At 45.5% G+C, this 22,157-nt stretch carries 15 protein-coding genes and 1 pseudogene; 7 read left to right on the top strand and 9 right to left on the bottom strand.

What is annotated here, in order from left to right; all coding sequences use genetic code 11:
- Positions 1-223: 223 nt before the first annotated feature.
- The 3 genes and pseudogenes from HGT73_RS14740 to gabT all read right to left on the bottom strand — a co-directional run.
- Positions 224-457, bottom strand: a pseudogene (locus tag HGT73_RS14740) (RcnB family protein); the annotation flags it as partial.
- Between the two features lie 455 nt (positions 458-912).
- Positions 913-2,313 (bottom strand): GABA permease, encoded by a 1,401-nt coding sequence (gene gabP / locus HGT73_RS01715; protein WP_214211925.1) that lies wholly within the window; start codon positions 2,311-2,313, stop codon positions 913-915.
- 86 nt (positions 2,314-2,399) lie between these two features.
- On the bottom strand, positions 2,400-3,656 hold the full coding sequence (gene gabT, locus HGT73_RS01710) for a 4-aminobutyrate--2-oxoglutarate transaminase (RefSeq protein ID WP_214211924.1): 1,257 nt from the start codon (positions 3,654-3,656) through the stop codon (positions 2,400-2,402).
- A gap of 98 nt (positions 3,657-3,754) precedes the next feature.
- Between gabT and pdxR the strand changes: the two genes are divergently transcribed.
- Positions 3,755-5,242: a MocR-like pyridoxine biosynthesis transcription factor PdxR gene (pdxR, locus tag HGT73_RS01705; RefSeq protein WP_214211923.1), complete on the top strand. Its 1,488-nt coding sequence runs from the start codon at positions 3,755-3,757 to the stop codon at positions 5,240-5,242.
- A gap of 11 nt (positions 5,243-5,253) precedes the next feature.
- Here the strand turns inward: pdxR and HGT73_RS01700 are convergent, their stop codons facing one another.
- The 3 genes from HGT73_RS01700 to HGT73_RS01690 form a co-directional block, all read right to left on the bottom strand.
- On the bottom strand, positions 5,254-6,627 hold the full coding sequence (locus HGT73_RS01700) for an aldehyde dehydrogenase family protein (RefSeq protein ID WP_214211922.1): 1,374 nt from the start codon (positions 6,625-6,627) through the stop codon (positions 5,254-5,256).
- Positions 6,628-6,739: 112 nt separating this feature from the next.
- Complete coding sequence (locus HGT73_RS01695; protein ID WP_214211921.1) at positions 6,740-8,056, bottom strand: MFS transporter; 1,317 nt, start codon at positions 8,054-8,056, stop codon at positions 6,740-6,742.
- A gap of 84 nt (positions 8,057-8,140) precedes the next feature.
- Positions 8,141-10,171, bottom strand: a complete 2,031-nt coding sequence (locus HGT73_RS01690; protein WP_214211920.1) for a choline transporter — start codon at positions 10,169-10,171, stop codon at positions 8,141-8,143.
- 199 nt (positions 10,172-10,370) lie between these two features.
- Between HGT73_RS01690 and betI the strand changes: the two genes are divergently transcribed.
- The 6 genes from betI to ddlA all read left to right on the top strand — a co-directional run bounded on the left by betI (position 10,371) and on the right by ddlA (position 18,658).
- Complete coding sequence (gene betI, locus HGT73_RS01685; RefSeq protein WP_214212089.1) at positions 10,371-10,964, top strand: transcriptional regulator BetI; 594 nt, start codon at positions 10,371-10,373, stop codon at positions 10,962-10,964.
- Positions 10,965-10,979: 15 nt separating this feature from the next.
- Complete coding sequence (betB, locus tag HGT73_RS01680) at positions 10,980-12,452, top strand: betaine-aldehyde dehydrogenase (RefSeq protein ID WP_214211919.1); 1,473 nt, start codon at positions 10,980-10,982, stop codon at positions 12,450-12,452.
- Between the two features lie 23 nt (positions 12,453-12,475).
- The gene (betA, locus tag HGT73_RS01675; protein ID WP_214211918.1) at positions 12,476-14,161 is read left to right on the top strand and encodes a choline dehydrogenase; all 1,686 of its coding nucleotides are present in this window, start codon (positions 12,476-12,478) and stop codon (positions 14,159-14,161) included.
- A gap of 246 nt (positions 14,162-14,407) precedes the next feature.
- Positions 14,408-16,732 carry a catecholate siderophore receptor Fiu gene (locus HGT73_RS01670; RefSeq protein WP_214211917.1) on the top strand — a complete coding sequence of 775 codons (2,325 nt, stop codon included), beginning with the start codon at positions 14,408-14,410 and terminating at the stop codon, positions 16,730-16,732.
- Positions 16,733-16,789: 57 nt separating this feature from the next.
- Positions 16,790-17,464 carry a Fe2+-dependent dioxygenase gene (locus HGT73_RS01665; protein WP_214211916.1) on the top strand — a complete coding sequence of 225 codons (675 nt, stop codon included), beginning with the start codon at positions 16,790-16,792 and terminating at the stop codon, positions 17,462-17,464.
- Between the two features lie 102 nt (positions 17,465-17,566).
- Complete coding sequence (ddlA, locus tag HGT73_RS01660) at positions 17,567-18,658, top strand: D-alanine--D-alanine ligase (RefSeq protein ID WP_214211915.1); 1,092 nt, start codon at positions 17,567-17,569, stop codon at positions 18,656-18,658.
- Here ddlA and HGT73_RS01655 read toward each other — a convergent pair.
- From HGT73_RS01655 to rlmG, 3 genes are all read right to left on the bottom strand, one after another.
- Entirely contained in the window at positions 18,636-20,057 is a 1,422-nt protein-coding gene (locus HGT73_RS01655) for a GGDEF domain-containing protein (RefSeq protein WP_214211914.1), read from the bottom strand. The genes ddlA and HGT73_RS01655 overlap by 23 nt on opposite strands.
- A gap of 140 nt (positions 20,058-20,197) precedes the next feature.
- Positions 20,198-21,007: a 5'-nucleotidase, lipoprotein e(P4) family gene (locus tag HGT73_RS01650; RefSeq protein WP_214211913.1), complete on the bottom strand. Its 810-nt coding sequence runs from the start codon at positions 21,005-21,007 to the stop codon at positions 20,198-20,200.
- Between the two features lie 27 nt (positions 21,008-21,034).
- Positions 21,035-22,150: a 23S rRNA (guanine(1835)-N(2))-methyltransferase RlmG gene (gene rlmG / locus HGT73_RS01645; protein ID WP_214211912.1), complete on the bottom strand. Its 1,116-nt coding sequence runs from the start codon at positions 22,148-22,150 to the stop codon at positions 21,035-21,037.
- Positions 22,151-22,157 lie beyond the last annotated feature (7 nt).

Genomic DNA, 22,157 nt, shown 5'->3' with positions numbered 1-22,157 from the left:
TGTAATTATATTTAACATTTATAACATCATTTGCAGGCAGATAAAGCGTAACGCCCGTCACAAAATACTAAATGTAACAATTAACTGAGCTTTTTAAGAGGACTTAAGCTGAGGAGGACAAGATAACGAGGGGAAAGAGTGAAAGGTCATTATCCCCCTTTCATCAAAAAGTGGGGATAATTAACGTCAGTATTGGCAGGGAGACTGAAAGCCCCCCGCCCGCTTAACGGTAAATAATATCACCTGAGAACATCCGCAAAATTTTACCTTCTGCATCAGTAATCAATACATAGCTGCCACCAAAATATGTCCAATGGCTTCCTGCGGTGGGGGCAGGTAATTTACGTAACTGCCATTTGCTAATGTTGTACTGTGCCGTCCGATACATCGCAGGTACGGTATCGCCTGCTTGATATTGCTTAAAGTCCCCCGTAAAGCTCGAAAGTTCTAAGGGATCATCAAACTTTTTCGCTTCAGGTTCACTCGGTACGGAAGGAGCTGGTTGCTCAACCGCAGGTTGTTGAACATCAGGTGCCGGAGCTGGCTGATTAACGGTAGTTTCACTGTCATCGGTGTCATGATGATCAGCACAACTAACGGTTAGGAATGAAACGGTTAGCCCCACCAGTAACGCCTTAGCGGTGGAAGACAATGAATTAAACATACTTACTCCTGATGACCTGAAAACCGTACAACAACGGACGTGATGGCTAAGGCTTATATCATAGCATTAGTTAGGGATTTGACGATCAGTTATTGCTGAAAGATCGTGGCTATTATCAGAAAGAAAGGACGCTATAGACGGGGTATTTAAGGTCTTTATGTGGATAGTCTTTTGTTAAAGACCGTGGTAATCAGTATCAATAAAAAAGAGAGCGACATGTCGCTCTCTTTGCAATTTATATCCGCCGATTAACTATTACGTGCGAGTACCGTTGTTGATACCTTACGCTTTTGTCGACGATGCACAATGCAGCCAGTAGCAATAACGATTATCGTCAAAATCCCGGTAGAGATCACTTCTGACTGATGGCCTGGAATAAACAGCATGCTCGCCAGAATACCGATAATCACCGCGATAATCGCATAGGTTAATCCTGGGAATAACCACATTTTGAAGTCCAGTGATTGACCTTGTGATTCGCAGCGACGACGCATAACTAATTGAGAGAAAGCAATTACTAGATAAACCAGTAAGGCAATCGCACCAGAGCTTGCCAATAAGAAGTCAAAGACGGCAGCAGGCGCTAGATAGTTAGCAATTACCGCTAAAAAGGCCACGGCAGTTGAGAAAATAACGGCCATAAACGGTGTTCCTTTAGCATTGGTTTTCCCAATAACAGCAGGAGCATCTTTTCTCTTAGCTAAAGAAAACAACATACGTGAAGAGGTGTAAAGGGCCGAATTTAAACAACTGCACACGGCTGTTAAAACAATGACATCAACAATCAAACGAGCATGAGGAATACCCATCATCTCTAAAACCGTTTGATAAGATCCTTTCGCAGCAAGGTCTGAGGTGTTCCACGGAACCAAAGCAACGATAAAGAAAATTGATAAAAGGTAAAACAGGGCAATACGCCAAATCACCGAGTTAGTGGCACGGGATATCTCTTTACCTGGATTGCGTGATTCAGCCGCTGCGATAGTGACAATCTCTGTGCCCATAAAGGAGAACATAGTGGTCAAAATAGCGGATAAGACAGCACCAATACCATGCGGCATAAAACCTCCGCTATCGTAGAGATGACTAATACCACTTACCTGACTTCCCGGTAATACCCCGAATATTGCCGCAGCACTTAATGCAAGGAAGGCGACAATGGCACAGACTTTGATGAGTGATAACCAAAATTCAAATTCACCATAGTTTTTGACGCTAAAAAGATTGGTGACTGTCAAAATAAGAGTAATGGCTAACGTAAATTCCCATATGGCGACTTGCGGAATCCATGCATTAAGGATCGTTGCCGCCGCATTTGCTTCCAGCGGAATCACCAATACCCAAAACCACCAGTAGAGCCAACCAATCGTAAATCCCGCCCAGCGGCCCAAGGCTTGGGAAGCATAAGTAGAAAATGATCCAGAATCAGGTGTGTTAACAGCCATCTCTGCCAGCATACGCATGATAAAGACGACCAATGCTCCAGCAATAATATAGGCAAACAATACTGCCGGCCCTGCGGCGGCAATAGCGTGACCTGATCCTACAAATAATCCGGCGCCGATAACACCACCGATTGATAGCATACGAATATGCCGAGATTGGAGCCCTTGAGACAAATTGTCTTGACTAGCTGGTAGTTCATTCATACTTGTTCCCCGAATCAGGATAGTACAAAGCTATCCTGACTCTTCCTGACTAATGTTCAAAGCTATCGAGTCAATAGCCCCGTGAATTATGTGGCATGCTGTACTAACGCTTCACTTAAGATCTTAACGCCTTTACGGAATTGGTCAGTTGGGATAGTTAACGGATAAAGAAAACGTATCACATTACCTTTCTGACCACAGGTTAACAGCAGTAAACCTTGTGACATTGCAGTATCTTGAACAGCTTTAGCGGTATGAGCATCCCTAACTTCTACCGCAATCATCGATCCTAACCCTCTGACTTGCTCAATTGCCGAGCATTGCTGAGATAAGCGAGTCAACGTTTCAACAAGTTCATTGCCTAACGTGTTAGCTCTCGCACAGAGATCTTCTTCTTCAATGATCTCAAGTACGGTGTTCGCTGCCGCAATTGCTAAAGGGTTACCGGCATAAGTTCCCCCCAACCCACCTGGATTCGGAGCATCCATGACTTCAGCGCGCCCACTTACTGCTGAGAGCGGATAGCCTCCCGCGAGACTCTTCGCCATCGTAATGATGTCAGCTTTCGCACTAAAGTGTTCCATTGCAAAAATCTTGCCAGTTCTTGCAAATCCACTCTGCACTTCATCGGCAATCAGCAAAATTCCATGTTGATCGGCAATATCACGCAGGGCTTGCATAAATGCAGGTGGAACAACACGAAATCCGCCTTCACCTTGTATCGGTTCAATCACAATTGCCGCGACATTATGTGGCGCAATATCACAAGCAAAAATATCGTGCAAACTCTCTAAGGCTTGCTCGCTACTCACCTTTTTTTCATCTGGGAAGCGAGCGTGAAACACGGAGGGCATCATTGGGCCAAAATCTTGCTTATAAGGTGCAACCTTACCCGTCATCGCCATTGTCATCATCGTACGGCCATGAAAAGAACCGGTAAAAGTGATCACCCCATGACGGCCGGTTGCACTACGCGCGATTTTAACCGCATTTTCTAATGCTTCCGCCCCAGTGGAAAAGAAAGCTGTTTTCGCAGGTCCTTCCACAGGAACACGCTGATTGATACGCTCTGCTAAAGTAATATAACTTTCATAGGGAACGATCTGAAACGCAGTATGCGTAAATTTCTGAAGTTGTTCCGTGACGGCGGCTGTAATTTTGGGATGTCGATGACCTGTATTTAATACTGCAATGCCACCAGCAAAATCGATGAATTCTCGACCATCCGTGCTCCAAATTGTGGCATTCTCTGCACGATCAACGTACCAATCACACATCACTGCACTACCACGGGGCAAGGCTTGCGCCTTACGCTGATTTAAATTTTGGTGACTTTCGCTCATTTGTGCTTATCCATAACAATTAAATAAATAGACTTCATTATTTATCCTTGATACAGATCGATAGCGAGAGCCATTTATCACTAAAAAGAAGGTACCAATTGCGATCACTGTATGCCGATCACTTGCTGGCAAGATTACAAAAAAATCCTAAAGGGAAACTACACCATCGATTATTGCAGGTTTTACAGCAGGCGATTCTGGAAGGGATTTTTCCGGCTGAGACACGCTTACCTGCCAGCCGCGATCTTGCCAAAGAATTGAATATCTCGCGAAATACTGTGCTTAATGCCTATGAAGCATTAATGTCTGAAGGGTATGTGACCGCACGTACAGGGAGTGGCACCTGGGTAGCAAAAATGCTACCTGAATTTTCCCCAGATCAAGTGCAACCTCAGCTCCAGGATAGTCAACGCAGCTCTCTAGCACATAGTTTATCAAAGCGCGGCTCAGAACTTCTCGGCTATGCAAATGCTTCCCCTTACCAGTGGGGAGCGTTTGTCCCCGGCGCACCAGATGTCACGGCTTTCCCTCATCAATTATTACGAAAAATCGAAAATCGCCTACAAAAAGCGCCAGATATAGACCAGTTAATTTATAGTAATAGCGGTGGATGCTTACAATTACGCCAAGCTCTCAGCGAATACCTACGCGTCACTCGATCTGTCCATGCCGATGCCGAACAGATTATTATTACAGAAGGCATTCATCAAACCGTCGATCTCATCTCTAGGGTACTCGCAGACGTCAATGATCCAGTCTGGGTCGAAGATCCCGGTTATTGGGGCACCCGTAATGTATTACGTTGCAACGGGTTGCAACTTCACGCGCTACCAGTCGACGCAGATGGGTTGATCCCCGATACAACCCACTCTCCTATTCCTAAGATGGTTTTTGTAACACCATCGCACCAATATCCACTAGGTGGGTTGATGTCTCTCCCCCGACGCCAACAATTATTAGAAATAGCCCGCCGTCATCGTTTCTGGGTCATTGAAGATGACTATGATAGCGAGTTTCGCTTCTCGAACCCGCCTCATCCAGCCTTACAAGGATTGGAAGAAAATGCCCCTGTTCTCTATATGGGAACATTTAGTAAAACACTCTATCCCGCGTTAAGAATGGGATATTTGATAGTACCTAAGAGTTTAAGTCATCCCTTACGCACTGCGGCGGCAGAGCTGTATCGGGGTGGCCATTTAATCAAACAACGCGCCATCGCAGAATTTATCCGTGAAGGCCATTTTGCCGCTCATATACGTCGGATGCGACTGCTTTACCACCAACGTCGGCAATATCTCTTAGGGCTGATTTCACGGTACTTAGGCTATGCATTTCTCCCCCGCTATAATCATGATGCAGGACTCCATTTAGTGCTCTCGCTCCCCGATGGCTGTGATGATATCGCTATTGCCACTCGAGCCTTACATAAGGGTGTCATCGTTCGCGCACTATCACAGTACTATTTTAGACCCCAGCAAGACCGTGGATTGCTATTGGGTTACGCTTGTGTAGACGAACCAACGCTCTTCACTGCATTTACCGCGCTAAGAGAGTGTCTTTGTCAGGAAGGAATTATAGAAAGGTAAACTATGATCGGCTAACGGCGATCAACCCAAACAGTTTGAATATTACAGAATTCGTGTAAACCGAAATGATTCAATTCACGTCCATAGCCGCTTTTCTTCACACCACCGATGGTGACGCGTGGATCTGAAGCACCATAACCATTGACGAACACTGCGCCAGTTTCTAATTGGCGCGTTAATGAGTCGGCAACCGCCGAATTCGCGGTCCAAACCGTGGCGGCTAAGCCAAACTCACTGTTGTTTGCCAGTTCGAGTGCATGTTCTGCATCCCGTGCTACCGTCAATGTCGCAACCGGGCCAAAGACTTCTTCACGAAATGCCGTCATACCTTCTTTGACATCAGCCAAAATAGTCGGTGCATAATAGTTGCCTTCGCCAGCCACTTTTTCGCCTCCGCAGACCAGCCGAGCCCCCTCCGCTAATGTCTTTTCGACCTGATGGTGTAATTCGTCGCGTAGATCATAACGTGCCATTGGCCCTAAATACGTACTTTCAAGGGTAGGGTCGCCCATTGATAAATTTGCCACCGCTTGAGTGAATTTCTGCTCGAATTGCTGGGCAATCTCCGCTTCGATAATAAACCGTTTTGCAGCCATACAGACTTGCCCGGTGTTTTGGTAACGACCAATGACTGCAGCTTTCACCGCTTCATCCAGATCTGCATCGGCTAATACGATAAAAGGGTCCGATCCCCCTAATTCAAGTACCGTTTTCTTCAACGCAGCTCCCGCTTGTGCCGCAATCGCTGATCCCGCACGCACGCTACCCGTTACTGCTACCGCAGCAATACGTGGGTCAGCAATTAATGAAGAAACTCCGTTATTATCGATATTGACCACGTCAAAGATACCCGCTGGAGCATCGAGCTTATCGAAAATATCTTTCATCAAAAAAGCACACCCCATTACGTTTGGTGCATGCTTTAGCAAATAAGTGTTACCTGCTAGTAGCATTCCCGCCGCGCCCCTGAGAATCTGCCAATAAGGAAAATTCCACGGCATAACCGCCAAGATGGTCCCTAAAGGCCTAAATTCTTGCCATGCCTTGTTATTCTCAACTTGGGTCGGCTGCGGGGCCAATACGGCTGGACCATGTTCCGCATACCACTCACACACCTGTGCGCATTTGTTCACTTCAGCGCGAGACTGACTGATTGGTTTACCCATCTCATGGGTTGCCATTAACGCTAATTCTTCATTACGCTCACGCAACGCAGCAGCAAGCTGCAGTAATACGTCGCGGCGATCGGCGATCGGGGTATCTCGCCACACTTTTTGTGCCGTCGCCGTACGACTGACAATTGCTTCACAGTCGTTTTGGCTGATAAAAGGATATTCTTTGATCAATTGACCATTAGCAGGATTACGGGAATGTGGATGTGACATTGCAACCTCTTAACAGAATTATTAGCGTTGTCGATAACATTAAGCGTTTTTTAACACTAATAAAAATGAATAATAAAGATAAAGTTATTCTGTAATTGAGAACAACTTAGCCTTATTGCGCAGGCGGATTCTCTTCACTGTCGGCCTCCACGCTGTTCTCCTCATCACTGGTATTCACCATTGCATTAATAATATCTACTTCATCAATCACCGGGTTCAATGCCGCCGTTAGAGGTGAACTGACCAATCCATCGGTCAGAGGTACGTGTGCCACGCCTTCTTCTTGTAGGCGCTTGGGAACAGGTAACGTTTTCCAACTCAACGCAAAAATCGTTCCTCCGCATAACACGAAGAAAAGATAGAGCATATTGCCGCCGAACGATTGGATAAGTGTTCCCGTTAGTAATGGGCCAATACTCGCGCCAATACCATAAGACATCAGTAAACAGGCGGTTAAAGAGACCCGCCTCTCTGGCGTAATACGGTCATTAGCAATCGCTACGGCCAAAGGATAGAGCGCAAACTGAACCATACTGGCCACAAACGCGATCGAGATAAGGACAACAAAAGATGAATGGACTAAAAAAACTAAGGGCAGAGAAGCCAAAACATACAGAGTTGCCGCACCCAGTAGTAAACGCTGACGCTCATAACGATCAGAAAGCCAACTGAGGGGGAATTGCGTGACTAAACCTGCAAAAATCGTCAAGGCCATAAACAAACCGACCTGCGAGGTGTCCAGTGACATACTACTGGCATAAACCGGAGCCATACCGTAAAAAGCACCAATAATCATGCCGGTGACTAAGGTAATCAGCAAGATACGGGGAATATTTTTAAAAAAATACCCGATTTCTAATGGTGCTGGCGACATAGGTTGCACACTGATTCGCGTTGTTAACGCGATGGGAACTAAACATAGCGAGAAACAAAGTCCGACAATTAATAACGGCAGGATCTGATTACTAAAGTGGAGTGTCAGGATCACTTGTCCCGCAGAGAGTCCCAGATAGGTCGCAATCATATAAATGCCAAAAATCACACCACGTTGCTGTGGTTCAGCTTGGTCATTTAACCAACTCTCCAGCACCATGTATTGGCACATCATCGATAGACCGATAATAAACCGTAATACTATCCATACTGGAATGGAATCAGTCATGCCGTGGCCGATTACCGATGCCGTGATAATCCCAGCACAAGCTACATAAGCACGAATATGGCCGACCCGTGCAATTAAGTTATGCCCAATCTTTCCGCCAATCACTAACCCTATGTAGTTAGCTGCTGTAATGGCACCAATCATTGCACCGGAAACATGCTGGTGGGTCAAACGCAAAGATACCCACGTTGTCAGTAACCCCGATCCAAGAAGTAATAATAGTGTCGCAATATATAAAGGTAGAAAGGCATTAATAATTTTGTGCATAGCAGTATTCCAAAGAGTGTTTACGATGGTGCCGACACGGAAAGCTAAAATAAAGGGTTGGAAACCTCCAACCCTTAGCCCAAATTATAAATTAGGGAAGTTAATATGATTCCCCGGCGCTTCACGATGAAGGTGGATAAAGTTCAGGTGTCTTTCGTACTGATCAAGTATGTCAATAATAACCTGTTCTTTACTATAACCAATTAAATCATTACCTTGGCTACCTTCTACCAAGAAGGTTTCCAGACGGTAATACGTTGATTTACCACTTCGTGCCCGATAAGTAAAACCGGGAATTGCATATTTTTGAGGCCAGATCTCATATAGGAAGTTTTGTTCCTCACCCAGATGAACCATCAAAGACAAATGCCCAAGCCCCCCTTCTTCTTCTGGAGGCAAACGTTGTAACTGTACATTTGCTCCTCTTACTTCCAGTTCCTTAGCAACCTCTTGCATTGCTGGATAACAAATAGTATCCAGCATCTGCTCGGTATAACGACTTCCCGGATAGGTCATCAGTCGTGTCAGGCGTTTTTTCCATGAAAGCCTATCATTAGCATTAGCCAAATAGGGGGCGGTTTCTCTATTGGCACTTGCACGACGGTAGTCTTCTACGCGCAGCGATTTAAATAACCCGGCCATCACGAAGAAAATCACGAAACTGAACGGTAGCCCCATAATGACCGTGGTATTTTGCAGAGCAGAAATACCATTCGCCATCAGCATGCCTAGGGTTAATACACCGATGGTCACTGACCAGAATATCCGAATCCAATTAGGTGAGTCTGAATTAATATCCTTTAAACGTGTGGTGAAGTTCCCTAATACTAACGATCCCGAATCTGCCGATGTCACATAGAAGAGCAATCCGGTGATCGTGGCAACTGAAGCACTAAAGGTAAAGCCTGGATAATGTGCTAATAAACTATAAAAACCTCTTTCTGGGTGTGCCAGAACTTCTTCGGCAAATGCGTGATCGCCGTGGATAATTTCATAAAGCGAAGCATTACCAAAAACCGATAACCACAATAGAGTGAAGGTAAAAGGAATAATAAGTGTTCCCAATACAAATTCGCGAATAGTTCGTCCACGACTAATACGAGCAAGAAATAGCCCAACAAATGGTGACCAAGCAACCCACCATGCCCAGAAGAAGAGTGTCCAGTTATTCATCCATTCGGTTGGGCGGTCAAAGGCAAAGGTATCCAGTGCCATGCCCATAAAACGGTTAACGTAATCACCAATATTCAGTACGATTGCATTAAGCAAAAAGCTCGTATCGCCCACACATAACACAAAAATAATTAATCCAAGGGCCAGCAGAACATTTAGCTCCGACAGCAGTCGAATTCCCTTATCGACTCCAGAGGTAACCGAAATCGTTGCTATCACAACCGACAGGACAATTAACGCTGCTTTCGCAGCAAGGCTATCAGGGATGTGGAAAAGAACATTCAAGCCATAGTTAAGCTGAACTACACCAATACCAAGTGTAGTGGCGATTCCAAAGATAGTCCCAATAACAGCTGCAATATCAACCGTGTGCCCAATAGCCCCATTAATACGTTTACCAAATATGGGGTATAGCGCAGAACGAATGGTCAGAGGAAGGTTATACCGATAGCTAAAGTAGCCCAGCGCAATCCCCATCAAGGCATACATCGACCAGCCCGTAATCCCGTAGTGGAAAAGTGTCCACACCATTGATTGACGAGCGGCTTCAATCGTTTGCCCCACGCCTTGAGGGGGCTGCATATACTGTGTCACAGGCTCTGCCACGGAGAAGAACATGAGATCAATACCGATACCCGCAGCAAAGAGCATGGCCGCCCAACTTGATAAGCTAAACTCAGGTTTAGATTGTTCAGGCCCCAACTTGATCGAACCGTAGCGTGACACCGCGATATACAACACAAAGACCATATAAAGTACCGCGGCCAACATGTAGTACCAGCCAAAGGTCGCGGATACCCAGTTGACCGCTTTAAGTATCCATGCAGCAGAGAGGTCACTATAAAAAATAGTCGTCAGCGAAAATAATAAAATCAGTCCGGCTGACGTATAAAAAACAACCGGGTTAATCTTATTATTTCCGGTAGCAGGTGGTGTTGTCATGCTTTACCTTAATCCTTTTTCTAGGATAAACAAAATTCAAAACGCCTTACTTCAATTGACTAAGTATTACATCAATTAGCATTTTTGAAAGGTTTACGCTTTTTTATCCCCCTTAGCATAACAATTTATTTTTTTATATTGAACAATCAATCAAAAAAAGTTTTAATAGCGGTGAAAAGATTATCTCGGAGTATAGGTGATGCCTAAAGTTGGTATGCAGCCGATTCGTCAACGGCAACTGATAGATGCCACCCTCGCAACCATTAACGAGGTCGGGTTGCACTACGCAACAATTTCTCAGATAGCAAAACGGGCTGGTGTCTCAACCGGCATCATCAGTCACTACTTTGGTGATAAAAATGGGCTACTCGAAGCCACAATGCGCGATATTACGTCTAAACTTCAACTGGCAATCTTGGGAAGATTAAAAACCCTAACCCAAGTATCCGTTGAAGAGCGATTAGCTGCTATCGCTGATGCAAACTTCGACGAAACGCAAGTTCACCCCGCCGTGACTAAAGCGTGGTTAGATTTCTGGGCCAGCAGCTTGCATCAACCGGGATTGCATCGTTTACAAAAAATTAGCAGTCGTCGGTTGTACTCAACCCTCACGGCTGAGTTTCATAAAGTCTTAGACAAGGATGCGGCTCGAGTTGCCGGATATGGGCTAGCCGCATTGATCGATGGATTATGGTTACGCGCGGCACTCAGCGGAAATCCTTTTGATCCACACATGATTAGAACCATTACTCGACAATTTATTCGCCAACAATTGGCGGGTATCCACTCATAATGACGGAGAATAACAATGTCCCAATTCGCTGAACAGTTACTGTATATAGATGGTACCTACGTCCCTGCACAGAGCGGTTCCACGTTTGAGACGGTTAACCCTGCAAATGGTGATGTGTTAGCCACTGTCCATGCTGCCGGTAAAGCAGACGTTGATAAAGCTGTAGCGGCGGCGCGTAAAGGCCAGAAAATTTGGGCAGCAAAAACAGCTATGGAGCGCTCGCGCATTCTGCGTAAGGCCGTCGATATTCTTCGTGAACGTAATGACGAACTGGCAGCGTTAGAAACCTTAGACACCGGCAAGCCGTTTAGTGAAACCTCTGCCGTTGATATCGTCACCGGTGCTGACGTTTTAGAATATTATGCGGGACTGATCCCAGCGATCGAAGGACAACAAATCCCACTGCGCGATACCTCTTTCGTGTATACACGTCGTGAACCCCTAGGTGTTGTGGCCGGAATCGGCGCCTGGAACTATCCGATCCAGATTGCCTTATGGAAATCAGCACCCGCGTTAGCCGCAGGTAACGCTATGATTTTTAAGCCGAGCGAAGTGACCCCGCTCACAGCATTAAAACTGGCTGAGATTTATACCGAAGCTGGTGTCCCCAACGGGGTATTCAATGTGTTACCGGGTTTAGGCGCAGAAACAGGACAGGCACTCACCGAACATCCTGGCATTGATAAAGTTTCCTTTACCGGTGGCGTAGTCAGCGGCCGCAAAGTGATGGCCAACGCAGCCGGATCAACACTCAAAGATGTCACAATGGAATTGGGCGGGAAATCCCCCCTCATTATTTGTGACGATGCCGATCTTGATTTAGCGGCCGATATCGCCATGATGGCGAACTTCTATAGTTCCGGACAGGTATGTACAAACGGTACCCGAGTGTTCATCCCCGAACAACATAAAGCGGAATTTGAGCAGAAAATCTTAGATCGCCTAAAAAATATTCGTGCGGGCGACCTGAATGATGCCAACACCAACTTTGGGCCATTAGTCAGCTTCGTTCATCGCGACAATGTGATGCGTTTTATTGAGTCTGGTATTAATGAAGGCGCGACCTTATTGGCTGGTGGAAAACGAATGACCGGCAAGGGATTCGACCAAGGAGCATGGGTGGAGCCGACGGTATTTACCAATTGTCGTGACGACATGGAAATCGTCAAAGAGGAGATTTTTGGTCCAGTCATGTCTATCCTTACCTACCACGATGAAGCGGACGTTATCCAGCGTGCAAACAATACCGATTTCGGACTTGCGGCAGGCGTTGTGACAAAAGAGCTTAACCGTGCACACCGTATCATTCATCAATTAGAAGCAGGTATTTGTTGGATAAATACTTGGGGGGAGTCTGCCGCAGAAATGCCTGTTGGGGGCTACAAACACTCTGGCGTGGGCCGTGAAAATGGATTAGTGACTCTTGAGCACTATACCCAAATTAAATCGGTACAAGTTGAACTGGAACGCTTCCAGTCAGTATTTTAATCCACAGAATTAAGGAACGAATAATGGAATACGATTATATCATTATCGGTGCAGGTTCTGCCGGTAACGTACTGGCGACACGCCTCACCGAAGATGAAAACATCACTGTACTATTACTTGAAGCGGGCGGTCCGGATTATCGCCTTGATTTTCGTACCCAGATGCCAGCCGCCCTCGCCTTCCCTCTGCAAGGTCGCCGTTACAATTGGGCCTATGAAACCGAGCCTGAACCCTACATGAATAACCGTCGTATGGAGTGCGGTCGGGGTAAAGGTCTTGGCGGGTCATCACTGATTAACGGAATGTGCTATATCCGTGGTAATGCGATGGATCTTGATGGCTGGGCAAAACGTCCGGGCTTGGAAAACTGGAGCTACTTAGACTGCCTGCCTTACTACCGTAAAGCAGAAACGCGTGATATCGGCCCGAACGATTATCATGGTGGTGAAGGCCCGGTTAGCGTCGCCACACCGAAAACAGGTAACAACCCACTATTCGCCGCTATGGTCGAAGCTGGAGTGCAAGCGGGTTACCCAAGAACGGATGACCTGAATGGTTATCAGCAAGAAGGCTTTGGTCCGATGGATCGTACGGTAACCCCTAATGGACGTCGTGCAAGTACTGGACGGGGCTATCTCGATCAAGCGAAAGATCGCAGTAACTTGACCATTATTACGCACGCAACTACCGATAAAATTGTTTTTAGCGGTAAGCGCGCCACCGGCGTCGATTATTTAACCGGTAGCGGAAAAACACCACAACATGCAGAAGCACGCCGTGAGGTATTGCTTTGTGCCGGTGCCATTGCTTCACCACAAATTCTGCAACGTTCAGGTGTGGGATCTGCTGAGTTACTCAATAAGTTTTCTATCCCGGTCGTCCATGACCTACCCGGTGTGGGCGAAAACTTAATGGATCACTTAGAACTCTACTTACAGTATGAGTGTAAAGAGCCTGTTTCCTTATACCCGGCATTACAAATGCACAATCAACCAAAAATTGGTGCACAGTGGCTATTTCAGGGTAAAGGTATCGGAGCCAGTAACCAGTTTGAGGCTGGTGGATTTATCCGTAGCCGTGAAGAGTTTGAATGGCCAAACATTCAATATCACTTCCTACCTGTTGCGATCAATTATAACGGGACGAATGCCGTTAATGAGCATGGCTTTCAGTGTCACGTCGGATCCATGCGTTCGCCAAGCCGCGGTCATGTGCGAATTAAATCAACCGACCCTTACGAACATCCTGCAATCCTGTTCAATTACATGTCGCATGAGCAAGATTGGCATGAGTTCCGCGATTGTATTCGTCTAACGCGTGAGATCATCAATCAACCCGCACTGGATAAATATCGCGGTCGTGAAATCAGCCCTGGACTCGATTGTCAAACCGATGAGCAGCTTGATGAGTTCGTGCGTAACCACGGTGAAACCGCCTACCATCCATGCGGAACCTGTAAAATGGGTACTGACCCGATGGCAGTGGTCGATGCCGAAGGTCGAGTGCATGGTATGCAAGGACTTCGTGTTGTGGATGCATCGATTATGCCGGAAATTATTACCGGTAACTTGAATGCGACCACGATTATGATTGGTGAAAAAATCGCTGACATCATTCGCGGTAAACAACCCTTACCCCGTAGTACTGCGAGTTACTATGTTGCCGGTGATGCCCCTGTTCGCCGACCACCAATGCGTAAACTCACCTAATTTATAGGCTTGAGATAATCCATTATATTCTTCAAGGTGATGCATATTGCATCACCTTTTTCTTTCCCAATCCCCCCTATCATCGCGGTGCCAATCATTCAGACAAATTCATAAATAGAAATATTTATGACAATAGTCTAAAAATCACCCTATTAAATCGTTACAACTCTTTACCTTTTCCTTAAAAATATGAATAATGAGAATGATCCTGATAACCATTCTCATTGGCATTAATAAGGTAACCGAGTGAAAAAGAATAAAAACATTACACCGTCATTTAGGGAAATGACGACACTAGGCGTTTTTGCCGGATTATGTGTCAGCTTAACTACACCCGCTATCGCCGACACAATTAGCAACACTTCTACACAAGCTAGTCAATCCAATGATGGCAAAAAGAGCGATGATACACTTGTCGTTCAAGCCTCCGTTCCTTCTCTGTATGTGCCGCAATCGCTCTCTGATCCTAAATTTACACGACCACTCGCCGACACTACGCGTACCGTCACCGTCGTGCCGGAAAAAGTGATACAAGAGCAACATGCCACCACCTTGACCGAGGCGATGAAAAATATTGCCGGAGCGGGAGCATTTTTTGCAGGCGAAAATGGAAACTCCACGACCGGTGATGCGATCTATATGCGTGGCGTCGATACCTCAAATAGCATTTATGTCGATGGTATTCGCGATATCGCTGCAGTGAGCCGAGATACATTCAATATCAGCAGTGTGGAAGTATTAAAAGGGCCGTCAGGATCAGATTATGGGCGCAGCGCGCCTTCAGGCTCTATCAATATGATTACTAAAAAGCCGCAGTTGGCCACTAGCATTGATGGATCATTGAGTTATGGCAGTGCTTCTACTCGACGCGCAACGGTCGATTATAACCAAATGATCAACGAAAATAGTGCGTTTAGAATCAATATGATGGGCGATAAAGGTAATGATAATACCCGAGATAAAGTCAGCCATGAAAAATATGGATTTGCACCCTCTATCGCTTTCGGTTTAGATACCGCTACCCGCTTGTATCTTGATTATGTTCATGTGCATCAGAATAATACCCCCGATGGAGGTATCCCAACGATCGGTCTACCTGGGTATAGTGCACCTAAAGGTTATTCCGCACTCAATAACTCGGGAAAAGTTAACCGACATAGTTTCTACGGCACAGATTCTGACTACGATAAGTCGACAACTGATAGCGCAACGATGCGTTTTGAACATGATATTTCTGACGTCACGACGATTAGAAATACCACCCGTTGGGCACAAACCAGCCAAAAATATCTGATGACCGCCGTAATGGGCGGAGCCTCAAATATCCAAACCAATAATTCGAGTAATGTGAACGATTGGACGTGGAGTCGCTTGGCGAATACTCGGGATTCGGTCAATAAAATTCTGACTAACCAAACCAACTTAACCACCAAATTTCAGACTGGAACAGTAAAGCATGATATCAGTACTGGTATCGAATTTACGCACGAAAGCCAAACTATTCGAGGTCTTAATACCCTCTCGCCACCTGCTGTAAATATCTACCATCCGGATAGCTCAATCTTAGTCGGTGGGCTATCACGAAATGGTGCCGATGCTCACGGTACCACTGATACGTTTGGGATTTATGCCTTTGATACCTTACAGCTGACGGATAAGTTTGAGATCAATGGCGGCGCACGTGTAGACAGTTACCATACCGAGTATAACTCTTCCACTGCCTGTGGTGGCACTGGACGTGGAGCTGTTGCCTGTACGGCAGGCGTTTCTAAAGGAACCCCGATTAAGACCGTGGATGCAAGTAAAAGCGGTAATCTATTCAACTGGAAGGCTGGTGCGCTATACCACCTGACAGAACAGGGGAATGTCTATGTAAACTATGGCGTTGCGCAACAACCTCCTGGAGGGAATAACTTCCAACTAACCGCCAGTTCCACTGCAACGAAAACGGCGAATAGTACCGACTTTAAGCCGCAAAAAGCGGCAACCGCTGAAGTTGGTACTAAGTGGAATTTAATGGATAGTCGGTTATTACTTACTGCTGCCCTCTTCCGTACCGATATTAAAAATGAAGTCGAACAAGACTCCAGTACCAAAGAGTATTCACAAGTTGGCCGTAAACGCGTTGAAGGCTACGAGCTAACGGTAAGTGGCGATATTACAGATAACTGGCATGCGTTAGCGGGTTATACGCTGCAAAATGCGAAAGTCTCTGAAGGTAGCGCGGTCAACAACGATGGGTCTAAATACCTCAGTTATACTCCGCGTCATGCTTTTACTGCATGGACAACATATCAAATAACCCCTGAACTGGTCGCCGGTGCAGGTGCTCGCTATGTAGGAAGTATGCATCGTGGTACAGACGGAGCTGTCGGAACACCAAATACTATTGATCATTATTGGGTCGCAGACGCGATGGCGGGTTACAAGGTGAATCGTAATCTTGATCTTCAGCTAAACGTGTATAATTTGTTTGATAAGCACTATGTGCAATCGATCAACAAAAGTGGCTATCGTTACCATCCAGGGGCAGAACGCAGCTGGATGCTAACAGCGAATGTTCATTTTTAATCTTCCTTTATGGCTGTGGCAATTTGCCACAGCCTATTGCTATTGAGTTCCAAGATTATGATGCATCACATTAAAGGTATATTGAATACCGAACAGCTCACCGCCCTAACGCAACAATTAGCGCATGCTGAATGGATCGACGGTAGAGTGACTACCGGGGTACAAGGGGCGGCAGTAAAAAGTAATGAGCAGGTCAATACACAGTCGGCCCTATACAACGACCTACAACAATGTGTTTTACAGGCGATCAACCAACACCCGCAATTTTTCAGTGCGACCCTCCCAGTAAATATCTCCTCACCACTGTTCAATCGTTACCAAGGGGGCGGTGCATATGGTTTTCATGTTGATGGCGCGATACGCCGCGAAGAAAACATTTGGCTACGCACTGATATTTCCGCCACGCTATTTCTTAATGATCCTGAAAGCTATCAGGGCGGGGAACTGGTGATACAAGATACCTTTGGACAACATAAGGTGAAGCTTCCGGCTGGCGATATGGTGATCTATCCGTCGAGCAGTTTACATTGTGTAACTCCGGTCATTACCGGCCAACGTCTCGCCTCCTTTATGTGGATCCAATCAATGGTGCGTGACGAGAAAAAACGGGCAATGCTGAGCCAACTTGACAACGATATACAACAGCTTGCGAAGCATGAAGGAAGCAGTGAAGTGCGGATGAATTTACTCAATCTTTACCATAACTTGCTACGGGAATGGAGCGAAGTTTAATCGTTGGATATTAACAACTCTTATCATTATAGCTGAGCATTGTCTCTCCTAGCCTGACCTGCTATGTTGTCGTCATACAGTTAAGTTACGGAATAAGAGTTTATGAAACAGCGGGTCGGTATCATTTTTGGCGGAAAATCAGCAGAACATCAGGTTTCACTACAATCAGCACGCAATATTTTAGAGGCGATTGATAAAACAAAATTTGATGTTGTTCTGCTAGGGATCACGAAACAAGGTCAATGGTGCAGCTATCATGTCGATCATTTCCTTGAGAATCCTACCGATCCTAAACGTATTAGTTTAGCTCACGAAGAAGGCGAGCTACAACTTCAACCGGGACATGCTCAGGCTATCACCTCAAATTCAGTGAGCCATTTAGCAAAACTGGATGTTATTTTCCCTATCGTACACGGTACACTTGGTGAAGATGGTACATTACAGGGCTTATTACGTACCCTAAACTTACCTTTTGTCGGTTCCGACGTACTGGGATCAGCGATAAGTATGGACAAAGATGTCACTAAGCGTCTTTTGCGTGATGCTGGCCTCAATGTTGCTCCATTTATTACGCTAACCCCAAGTAATGTTGATACCGTCAATCTTGATGATGTGATCCAACAACTGGGCTTACCATTATTTGTGAAGCCAGCAAATCAAGGCTCTTCTGTTGGGGTGAGCAAAGTAGAAACTCAAGCACAGTTGCTACCGGCAATTCAAGAAGCCCTACGCTTTGATCGTAAGATTTTGATTGAAAAGGCGATTATTGGCCGAGAAGTCGAATGCGCGGTATTAGGTAACGAGCAACCAAAAGCCAGCCGTTGTGGCGAAATCGAGCTCGCTGATCAATTCTACTCTTATGAAACGAAATATATCAATGAGCAAGGCGCGCAAGTCAAAGTCCCTGCCGCGATTGACGATCAAACTGAAGCCTTAATTCAACGAATCGCACTCAAAGCTTTCCAAACCGTTGAATGTTTTGGCCTTGCACGTGTTGATGTATTTTTAACTCCCGACAATGAAGTCATCATCAATGAGATTAATACATTACCAGGGTTTACCAATATCAGTATGTATCCAAAATTATGGCAAGCGAGCGGACTCCCCTACCAAGATCTCATCACCACGCTGATCGAACTCGCGATTGAGCGCCATCAGCAACAAACGAAAATTATGTCTGCCTTTGATCACTAATGAGTAAGCTACCCTCAGACCAATTGGGGGTAGTTTGATTCCGTCCTCCCGCTTTGGAAAGATAGAGTCGAGTATCAGACTGGCTCATTAAACGCGTAATTAACTGCTGCCAGCCTTCATTACTTTTAGTGGTGCCCATCGCTAAGCCAAGACTAATGGTAATCGACAGCGAACGATCGCCAAGAGAAAATTCATGCTGAGCAACGCGTTGACGCAATAGTTCAGCTTGTTCATACAAGGCCTGCTGACAAATATTTAACCCTATCATCGCAAACTCCTCTCCCCCAAAACGAGCAATATAAAACTTTTTTTTGTAGTCGCGTCGTAAAAGGTAACCCAGATCACTGAGCACTTCATCACCGGCTTGATGACCAAAGGTATCATTGATGGATTTGAAATAATCGATATCAAACAAAATCATACCAACGGATTGCCCATTTTTAAGCGGCAGTCTACTGAGTTTTTCAAATAATCCCGCTCGCGAAAGCAATTGTGTTAAAAAATCGGTATTTGCTCTTATTTCAAGTTGTTTATTAAGCGTTGTGATAGCATCAATGGTTACTGAGACCATAAAAGGCGTAAGCACCATCGCAGCAACACCTAATCGAATTGAGACCAGTGCCATAGCTTCTGGGTAGCTATCGAGAGCGTGATTACTCATAATATCTTCATACACCATCATAATTTCTAACACGCCAACTAGAAAAGTAATCAGTGTTGAGATAAAGACGGGCAGGACTAATGCACACCAGATCAGTATCGGCAGTGGAAATACGATACTACCAGGACCTTTAATCAACGAAGCAAAGAGAAACAGAACGGGTACAGAGAGTACAGCTAATACTGATGTGTATTGCCATTCAAATTTTTTCGAGCGTTTAAAGCTAAGGATTAGCGGTAGAATCATCAACCCGGTCGATAACTGTTCACTAACCCATAGACTAATGTTGATCACAATATCCGACGCGACTGTTCCACTCGTGCTAACGATCCCCCCCCAAATCCCCGAGGCTAATGCAGCGGCTAAACAGACTGGAAATAAGATAAGCACTTGCTTAGGTGTCAGTTGTTTAGAATGATGCTTCCATAACCCTTTTAGGCCAAGTGCAACTATCGCTATAAAAATAATGTTAGCCGTGTTTATTAAAATAGCCGAGTAAAGCCACCCCGAAAAAAGGTAATCGTTAAGAAACATCGCGAGGGCACAAACCAGATAATTAATGGGGCGATGAGTCGAAGGATAGCGAACAAAGATCCCGGCAATTACCGCATTAGCAATCCAAAACATAGAAAAAACGAAAGGTAAACGAAGATGACCGCCGACATAGCAGAAAAAAAAGGTCAATAAAAACAAAATAACAGTATCAGTAATCTTGCGATATTTATTCAGAAACGACATTTTTCCCTAATTAGACAATGCTTAATGCACTGACATCTATAGTGATTTAAAGCGGGTAACCAAAAAAGGTTAGCCTACTGGGTTATTTAATCATAAATTCATTAAATGGATCACATCAAACTCTGGTCAGCTAAAAATAATTATTGGGGCGCTTTCCAAACACGCAATGCCTGCAAACGCGTATGTAATTTTTCTGATGGCCGCATTGCAGAGTAACCATTGCTCAACCCTGATTCCCAATCGCCATAACTCGGGTTAGGTAATAGGAAAAATTCCGTCCCAAATTTTGCACGATTTTTTTCAACAAAAGCCCGTCGCTCACTATTGTTTTTATGCCAGGTAGCTGCACCGAAATCATTGAGATTGTCACCAACATATACCACCACCTGAAAGCCTTCAGCATGAATGGTATCGAAACGGGCTTGTTTATTGCTCGTTGAAGTACTGAGCAATAGTGTCTGGTCGGTAATACCCGGAAAACCGAGTACGCGTAGATTGGCAATCGTCGCTTCGCGATCGTGTACAGAGCGATTTGATACATAGAATAAAGTCCCCCCGTGGCTGTCGACATAACGAGCAAAATCAACCGCACCCGGAATCGCCAGCGCCTGCTCGGCATGTGTCCATTGAGACCATGTTTTATCTGTAAAGGGGGCCTGTTGCTGTGCAGCCCATGCTTGATAAGCACTGTTGTCAATCATCGTTTCATCTAAATCAACAATCACCGCAGGTGAGCGAACCCCGGCATCCACAGATTGCTGAAACGCAGAGGTGGCAAATCGAAACGTTTGCAGCGCTATAGCTTGGTACTCACCTGACTGCTGCATCCAGTTAACCGCCATCACCGATTGGTCGGCTAAACGTTGGTCAGCTTTTTTTTCAGTAGTTGAGCAAGCACTCAGATAACTGACCAGTAGTATACCAGTCATTAATTTTACAATATACGTCATGGCCAGTTACCTTATAATAAAAAATAATTACAGCTTCACTGCACGTAAAACAACAAAACGTGCATCTGAAGCCACTAATTGGCAATTGCCAAACAGTTTTTTTAGCTTACGATGATAATCCAGATGGCGATTACCGATCACCCGTAACTCGCCACCGTATCCGAGGCATCGCTTAGCGTCTCTAAACATTTGCCAAGCAATATGGTCAGTGATCGCGCTCTGCTGATGGAAAGGAGGGTTACACAATACCGCTTGCAGACTTCCGCCAGTAAAGCCACTTAAACTATTATTGACTGTGAATTCACACCGACTCATCTCAGCAGGGAGGTTTTTCTCGACGTTTAACTGGCTTGAAGCTACCGCCATCCAAGACTCATCAACAAAATGAATGCGAGCCTCTGGATTTTGTTCCAAGGCTAAAAGGCCAATCACACCATTACCACACCCTAAATCAACGATAGTACCTTCTAGTTGATGCGGTAAGTGTTGGGTAAAGAGACGAGCACCAATATCTAAAGATTGGCGAGCAAACACATTCGCATGGTTATGTAAGACATACGGAGTGCCGTCCAACGGCCAACTCAATATCCCGCTAGTCGCGACCGGAGCTTCTGCTGTCAACGAGGCAAAGACTAAGCGAGATTTTTTCCACGCAAGTGAGGTACGGGTTTCCCCTATCCATTTCTCGAACAGCTCGAGTGTTGAGCGGTGAATATCTTTCGCTTTGGCGGAAGCAATAATTAGCGTATCCGGTGTAATCACTTCACGCAAAGCCTGCAACTGATGTTCCAACAGCGCTAAAGTTTTCGGTATTTTAATTAATACTGCAGCAACGCCTTGGGGTAATGACGCTAAACTATCGAGAAATCGGACTTGCCCTACTGCTAAGTCATTTGTGGAAAAATTATGTAACGTGGCTTGCTGGCTAATAAAAGAATCACTAACTTGCCATACTTCCCGAGGTTGCAGAGCACAGGTCAACGCACCAAAGTTGTCGTTGAAGACTAATACGGGTCCATCTGGTAATGGTTGCTGCAGTAAATATTCATCTGCGGCATCCCAAGCTTGTAAATTAGGATCTGTCGCATTGGTCGGGAATCGATTAAGGGTAAGCGATCGCCCACTTACTTGCAGTTCATTCATTACATTG

Source organism: Rosenbergiella australiborealis (assembly GCF_018494035.1).
Lineage (GTDB): Bacteria > Pseudomonadota > Gammaproteobacteria > Enterobacterales > Enterobacteriaceae > Rosenbergiella > Rosenbergiella australiborealis.
This window is presented reverse-complemented; position numbering and strand designations above follow the sequence as displayed.

Bases quoted from the DNA above. Each gene is read 5' to 3' on its own strand.
- gabP (WP_214211925.1), bottom strand. From the start codon at position 2,313: ATGAATGAACTACCAGCTAGTCAAGACAATTTGTCTCAAGGGCTCCAA.
- gabT (WP_214211924.1), bottom strand. From the start codon at position 3,656: ATGAGCGAAAGTCACCAAAATTTAAATCAGCGTAAGGCGCAAGCCTTG.
- HGT73_RS01700 (WP_214211922.1), bottom strand. From the start codon at position 6,627: ATGTCACATCCACATTCCCGTAATCCTGCTAATGGTCAATTGATCAAA.
- HGT73_RS01695 (WP_214211921.1), bottom strand. From the start codon at position 8,056: ATGCACAAAATTATTAATGCCTTTCTACCTTTATATATTGCGACACTA.
- HGT73_RS01690 (WP_214211920.1), bottom strand. From the start codon at position 10,171: ATGACAACACCACCTGCTACCGGAAATAATAAGATTAACCCGGTTGTT.
- betI (WP_214212089.1), top strand. From the start codon at position 10,371: ATGCCTAAAGTTGGTATGCAGCCGATTCGTCAACGGCAACTGATAGAT.
- betB (WP_214211919.1), top strand. From the start codon at position 10,980: ATGTCCCAATTCGCTGAACAGTTACTGTATATAGATGGTACCTACGTC.
- betA (WP_214211918.1), top strand. From the start codon at position 12,476: ATGGAATACGATTATATCATTATCGGTGCAGGTTCTGCCGGTAACGTA.
- HGT73_RS01665 (WP_214211916.1), top strand. From the start codon at position 16,790: ATGATGCATCACATTAAAGGTATATTGAATACCGAACAGCTCACCGCC.
- ddlA (WP_214211915.1), top strand. From the start codon at position 17,567: ATGAAACAGCGGGTCGGTATCATTTTTGGCGGAAAATCAGCAGAACAT.
- HGT73_RS01655 (WP_214211914.1), bottom strand. From the start codon at position 20,057: ATGTCGTTTCTGAATAAATATCGCAAGATTACTGATACTGTTATTTTG.
- HGT73_RS01650 (WP_214211913.1), bottom strand. From the start codon at position 21,007: ATGACGTATATTGTAAAATTAATGACTGGTATACTACTGGTCAGTTAT.
- rlmG (WP_214211912.1), bottom strand. From the start codon at position 22,150: ATGAATGAACTGCAAGTAAGTGGGCGATCGCTTACCCTTAATCGATTC.